Origin of the sequence: Sutterella massiliensis (assembly GCF_016899755.1) — a bacterium.
GTDB lineage: Bacteria > Pseudomonadota > Gammaproteobacteria > Burkholderiales > Burkholderiaceae_F > Sutterella > Sutterella massiliensis.
The window spans coordinates 1-934 of the sequence record NZ_JACJJC010000139.1; the positions used below are offsets into that span (position 1 = coordinate 1).

A 934-nucleotide genomic window follows, 5' to 3' on the forward strand; every position below is an offset into this window, starting at 1 on the left:
GTGGAAGAAAGAGCTTCTTTATTTCTATGTGCCGCCGGTTCGGTCGTAACCGGCAACCGTTTTGACAACGCCCGATTCTGAGAATGGACCCAGACTGTCGATTCGATAGCTGCCCGTTCCGCCGTCTACGGCTCTGACGCTCCTGTCGAACGTCCACTTGACGCCCCAGTTGTCGCGCAAATTGTTCATCGCTCGTTTGACTGCTGCGGGCGAGATGTCCAGTTCCTCTGCTATTGCCCTGACCGAAGGACGAGTGAGACGGATCATACACGCGAGAACCAGAAGCGGCTGACTCAATTGATGCGCAGTTGCTCTGTTCATATTGTGTCCTTCGATTTTTTAGCCTTGGCGTCAAAGCGTTTCGGTTTATGTGCCCTGACGCCCAGCACGTGAATTCGTTGCCACGGAACTTCGAAAAGCTTGCCGTCGCTTTCGACGATGCCGAGTTTGTAGTCATCGGTGAGGATGTTCGGAATCACCTGGCCCTCCAGGTACTCTCCGTCCTCCTGAAGCTGGAACATGCAGTCGATGCGAATGTTTCCACCGGGAAACTTGTAGTGCGAGTAGGCGGGATTTTTTTTGAGCTGCGAGGCATTGCCAGGGGAAATTTCTACGTCTTCAAGTGGTTTGAAAGCTTCGTTGCGCTTGCGCGGGGCGGGTGGTTCCGCTTCCTGTGCAACAAGATCGGCAATGCGCTGAATTTCCGTGCGAGAGACGCTGCCGGCCTGCGCAGCGGTTTTCACCAATTCGATAATGCGGTCCTTTGCGTTCGGATATTTGGTAAACGTTGACGCGAGTTTCTGGATGCCGTCGGCATCATTAAGCACGCGCGTTTCAAGAAGGCCGGTGAGCTCCTGCGGCAGTTTCACTGTTGTGAGCATCTTGTAGACGTATCGGATCGACTTGCCGATTTTGGCCGCCAGTTCTTCAACGG

At 54.0% G+C, this 934-nt stretch carries 1 protein-coding gene; it reads right to left on the reverse strand.

Annotated features, from left to right (window positions below; translation table 11 throughout):
• Window positions 1–317 precede the first annotated feature (317 nt).
• Window positions 318–934, reverse strand: a 617-nt coding sequence (locus H6A60_RS11795; protein ID WP_205104858.1) for a KorB domain-containing protein, incomplete at its 5' end; no start/stop codon positions are given.